At 37.3% G+C, this 5,194-nt stretch carries 4 protein-coding genes; 1 reads left to right on the forward strand and 3 read right to left on the reverse strand.

The window, feature by feature from the left end:
• The 3 genes from ASJ81_RS08705 to ASJ81_RS08715 all read right to left on the reverse strand — a co-directional run.
• Positions 1 to 963 (reverse strand): IS4 family transposase (locus tag ASJ81_RS08705; protein WP_095643260.1); only part of this gene is annotated, 963 nt, incomplete at its 3' end.
• A gap of 263 nt (positions 964 to 1,226) precedes the next feature.
• A complete protein-coding gene (locus ASJ81_RS08710) occupies positions 1,227 to 2,537 on the reverse strand; it encodes a hemolysin family protein (protein WP_095644132.1) in 1,311 nt (436 codons plus the stop codon).
• A gap of 400 nt (positions 2,538 to 2,937) precedes the next feature.
• On the reverse strand, positions 2,938 to 3,741 hold the full coding sequence (locus ASJ81_RS08715) for a M48 family metallopeptidase (protein ID WP_048105992.1): 804 nt from the start codon (positions 3,739 to 3,741) through the stop codon (positions 2,938 to 2,940).
• A gap of 1,122 nt (positions 3,742 to 4,863) precedes the next feature.
• Between ASJ81_RS08715 and ASJ81_RS08720 the strand changes: the two genes are divergently transcribed.
• A complete protein-coding gene (locus tag ASJ81_RS08720) occupies positions 4,864 to 5,061 on the forward strand; it encodes a hypothetical protein (protein ID WP_095644133.1) in 198 nt (65 codons plus the stop codon).
• Positions 5,062 to 5,194 lie beyond the last annotated feature (133 nt).

Genomic DNA, 5,194 nt, shown 5'->3' on the forward strand with positions numbered 1-5,194 from the left:
TTCTATGTCCCATCTTGCTCCATATAAGTTTGCAATATCTTTTGCATTCAAAATCTCTTTCTGAATATTTGTGATATAAATGTGGTGCTTTTCATCCTCGTCATTATATACTGCAACAAGACGTACATTCATCTCATCCTGTTTTTGCTTGCCTTTATATTCTCTTCTTTTGAATGCTATTTTTACAACTGCATCAATATCTTTTCCAGAAAGTTGCTTAATGCACTCACTAATAGGTTTCCCTATGAAATCTTTGCACTTTGTTTTAGGCATTCCTTCCTCTATTGAAACAACAACAGGATCCATATTCTTTTTAATTCTTGAAACGAAATACCCCCCATTTTCTTCAACCCTTGCAAACATCTGAGTTTTGTAGAAACCAAGATCAACAAGGAGAATACGGTCTTTGATCCAGGGACCGATTTTCAATGTTTTTATCTCAGCTGATTTTTCGGAGTACAGAGCAACGGTTTTAGGGCCGTTAGCAACCGCACTTACCATAACTCCGACTTTTACTCCAGCAGCTACTGTTCTTGCTCTTGCTGCTGGAAATTTATCTGATAAAGAAGAGTGAAGACGAACAATTGTGCTGTCCTGAATGACAATATCCTGGAAGTTTTCGAGCTTCTTGCTAAGTTTTCTACCAGGTTCTTTTGCAAGTTCTTCTATGCCGTGAATTACGCACTGATGCAGGAACTCAACTAGTTCTGGAGTAAAACGATAGTACCAGCTGCTATCGCTTATGGTTTTATGGGACTCAGTTTCATATTCTCGTTTCAAACTGGAAAGTGTACGCTGCAAGCGTACGCCAAAACTAAGAGTTAAAACCCAAAAGATGATGACAGGGTCAATTTTGCGCTCACGTTTTATAAGACCAGTTTCTTTGGCAGTTTGCCTTAACCACTCTTCGGGAAACATTTCCCGAAGAGAGTCTTCAAGAGTAGGTGGGGGACGAGGAGACATAGAGATACATGTGTTAAGGTATTGTCATATAAAAACATCTTCAAGAGAAGGAATTTAGTGCTTAACCGATGACCAATGAATTCGATTTAGGCCTGATAAAAAACAGGACTGAGAGTTTCGGACATCCAATCGTGATAAATCTTTTATTTTTCGACATAAGCGTGATTTGTCGAAATTCTCTTAATTTCTTTTTAAACTTATGGAATATTTAGCATTTCTTTTTGTTATCTAAACCTCATCTTCTGGACAGTAAAAGACAGCATTCAACCTTGAGGAGCCGGATGAACCGGTGTTACCAATACTTTATCTATTCGATTGCCGTCCATATCCACAACCTCGTACCTCAGTTTCCCTAAAATAATGTGGTCCCCGGTTTCTGGAATCCGTTGCAGGATAAAGATAATTAGCCCTGCTATGGTCCGGTAATACCCCAGGCTCTCCCCTGGAAAGGAATCAACAGATAGAACATCTTTAATCTTCTCAATGGGTGTATTCCCGTCGATCAACCAGGAACCATCTTCCCGTACACTAATCTCGGTCTCCACTGGCTCGCCAAGGGAGCGGATCTCACCTACAATAGCTTCAAGGATATCATAAAGAGTTATTACACCCTGAATAATTCCATATTCATCAGTTATAAGGGCAATATGCACTCCGGTTCCCTTGAACAATTCGAGAAGCCTCAGGACTGAGGCACTTTCAGGTACAAAAAGAGGTTTTGTAACCAGTGCTTTGAGATCAACAGTACCTCTTTTCACAGATTCCTCAAGAACTTTTTTTACGGAGATCATCCCGACAATGTTGTTTAGGTCTCCTTCGTATACCGGAAAGTTGGATCGACCGCTTTCAATCATCCTTAGAAGATTTTCATCGGTCGGGTCTTCGAGATCAAGCGCGATTAGATCAGTGCGATGTGTCATCAGGGAATCTACGCGACGATCACCTATTTCAAGCACGCCTTCTATCATGCTTAATTCTGCTTTCTCAAATACTCCGGCTCTGGTTCCTTCCTCAAACATAATCTTGATTTCCTCTTCTGTTACCGGAGGTTCCGTAGTTTTCCTAACTTTCATGAACCTGAGTACAGCTTCGGTAGAACTACTGAGAATTACAACAAGCGGTCTTGCGATAACAGATAGATAGAACATAGGTTTCGCCATGCTGGAGGCAATTGACTCCGCATTATTGAGTGCAAGCCTTTTCGGAACAAGTTCTCCGAAGATCAATGTCAAATAGGTGATTAAGAGCACAACAAGAGTGATGCTGATCGCATTACTGTACGGAGAAAGAACAGAAAATTTTCCAAGGTAAACTGCAAATTCTTTTGATATAGTAGCTCCACCTAACGCACCTGCAAAGATCCCCACAAGAGTAATTCCTATCTGGATCGTAGAGAGAAACGGAGTTGGTTCATTCGCAAGCTTAAGTGCAACAGCTGCCCTTTTATCTCCTTCTTTCTCCCGCTGCTTCAGGCGGGTTTTTTTGGCAGACACAAGGGCAAATTCTGACATGGAAAATATGCCGTTGAGTACGATCAAAACAAGAACGATTGCGATCTCAAGTAGATATGTCATTTTGAAGGTATTGGTTAGATTATAACATAAAGTTATTTATAATTTTTAGAAAAATTTACAAATTTATACACTTATCAGTTCTACTTACTCGTTTCATATTTTTATTTGTGTGTTTTTTCATGTTACTACTTCTGTACTTTTTTCATGTTTCTACTTCTGTACTTTTTTCATGTTTCTACTTCTGTACTTTTATATTTTTATTAATTCGTTTTTTCATTAAGTGACTATTTTTTCTCTGAAATTTTGGCAGGGTGCCGACAGCTTTTGAATTTTCCCATAACCCTAAGATTAAGCCTTACAGCTCCAGTATTAGTCATATATGCCTCTCAATCTGAGAATTAGCAAAGCTTTCAAGAAAAACTCTCAAGATAAATTCCAGTCAAATTAAAAAAATAATAATTTAAAAAATCCTTCCCGGTTTATCTTCGTTTATGGCTCTTATTCTTCTGAGCAATACAGGATGCGTTGAAAACAGATTGGTAGACCAGATCCAGAAGCCTTCAGGACTTATTGCGGTTTCAAGGTATTCCTCATAATCAACAACCTTGTAAAGGTGTTCGCCTGCTGAAAGAACTATGAGCCCTTTTTTGCCTGAAGGGACGAGCCGGATTGCAATTCTATCCGAAGTATATTCCCTTGCCCGGCTCAAGGCAGTCCACAAAAAGTTCTTGAGGACAGGCACAAAAGCAATAGGAAAGATAGCAAGATTGTAGAGTAGGGTTACATGGCCTGCCTTTATGTGAGCCAGTTCATGAGCAACAATAAACTCAAGCGAATCAAAGTCCCCTTCCCTATATGCGACCTCAACTATATCTGCGTAAAAAACTACGTAATTTTTTCGGAAATACAGCCGGGTAGCAAATGCATTTATCATCCCGCCTTCCTGGATCAAAAAGGCATCCGGAACTTCTTTGAAGTTCATTTCGGAAGAAAGGCGTGTTATGACTCCATAGAGTTCAGGAAACTGCTTTTCTGAAAGCTTGATTGCATTTGCCATCATGCCTCCGTAGGTCTGTCCAGAAACAAATGAGAGAAAAGCAATTGCTGCAGGAACTACCAGTATATATTCAGGCCCAAGTTCTTCAGGATACAGAAGCGGAGCTGTCATTAATGTGACATAAATAAAAACACTAATCAGTAGACAGATAATAAAAAGAGGTATTTCGGCAGGGTGTCTGAGATTTTTTACTTCACTGTCCAGCAAGTTATTCTTTCCTCAGCTTTTATTAGAAGTAAAGCATTTTATAAAGTTATATAGAGGATACATTACATATTAAGTTTATTAATAAAGATTCGAACCGGCTTTTCAGGTTCATATATGCTTTTCCGTATATATAAGAAGTTAGAAGATTACGGTTTACAAATATTACCTTGCATCTGTTGTGCTTAGGTTTATGACATACTTAAGTTCAAGCTCATGTACTGCTATCAGTGAGGCTTATTTACTTAAAATGTGGAATTAAATTTATAAAGAGAAAAAATGTGCCTACTCTGATTTTGATCCTCAGTCCATCTTAATCCCAGCCAGCTTATTCAGAGCTCTTTATTGAATTTTGAGGTAGTAGATTAATCTTGAGGCCTATTGGAAAAGATTTACTCATTCATTTATTTTTTCAGTAATTTAAACATATATAATATGTAATATAAGGAAAGCTAATAATTAAAAACCTAATTTTGATCTTGTGTGCCCTTTTTTAATTAATATTTGAGTTTATATATATTATTTTCAAATTTTAGATTTTCTTTGTATTTAGTAAAGAAAAATAAAGTATTATCAAGTTTTAAGGCTTCAGTTCAAAGTAGTAAGGCCTTAGTTCAAAGTAATATATAGACTACTAGAAAAAGTATACTTATATTTTAATCTTACAATATAAGATTTTAGTCCCAGCTTTCTTTTCTAAAAAGTTAAGTCAAAAGTAAGGAAGCGATAAAATGGGAATTTTAAGATCTTTGGAATTTGAAAACACAAAGATCTCAAAAAGTAAAAAAATAAAGATTTCAAAAACGAAAAGGAAAAGGATCTTAAAAACAAAAAGGAAAAGGATCCTAAAAACAAAAAGGAAATAGGTCTTAAAAACGAAAAGGAAAAGGATCTTAAAAATAAGAAGGAAAATTCAAAAACGGGTAAATAATCTAACGTTAAGAAATAAAATGAACTTTAGGGAAGTTCAAAAAACTGCGACATCTACTGATTTATAAACACGTTGCAACCTCCGATTCCTTCCGGAGCCACTACAGAAGAAGTCGTAAGTGAACCCGTACAGGCAACTTGTCTGCACCCTGTCATATTTTAGGGACAGTAGTTGCACGACAGCAGAAACAATAGTTGCCGTATTTCTCTGTAAGGGTTCAAACCTGCGGTCAGACCGAGGGTCAACTGCAGGAACGAAAACCTGAATGTAACGGTTTCAAGACAATGTCAGATGCCGTGCCAATAAGGGGCAGTTCCTTACAAAGAAGAATCTTTCAGGCAGCTCATGAGGGCGGTTTCAGGATCTGCCTGAAATATCTTTCTTATTTTTAAGCGAATCTTTTAAGTTAAGGAGCCCTAATAGAAACTTGCTTTCAGACCGATCAGGAATTTTCATGCCAAGAAATTTGTTGATGGTCAATTTGTATCTAATTGATATTATATATTTGAAAATCGTATATTTATA

The sequence above is a fragment of the Methanosarcina spelaei genome (assembly GCF_002287235.1).
GTDB lineage: Archaea > Halobacteriota > Methanosarcinia > Methanosarcinales > Methanosarcinaceae > Methanosarcina > Methanosarcina spelaei.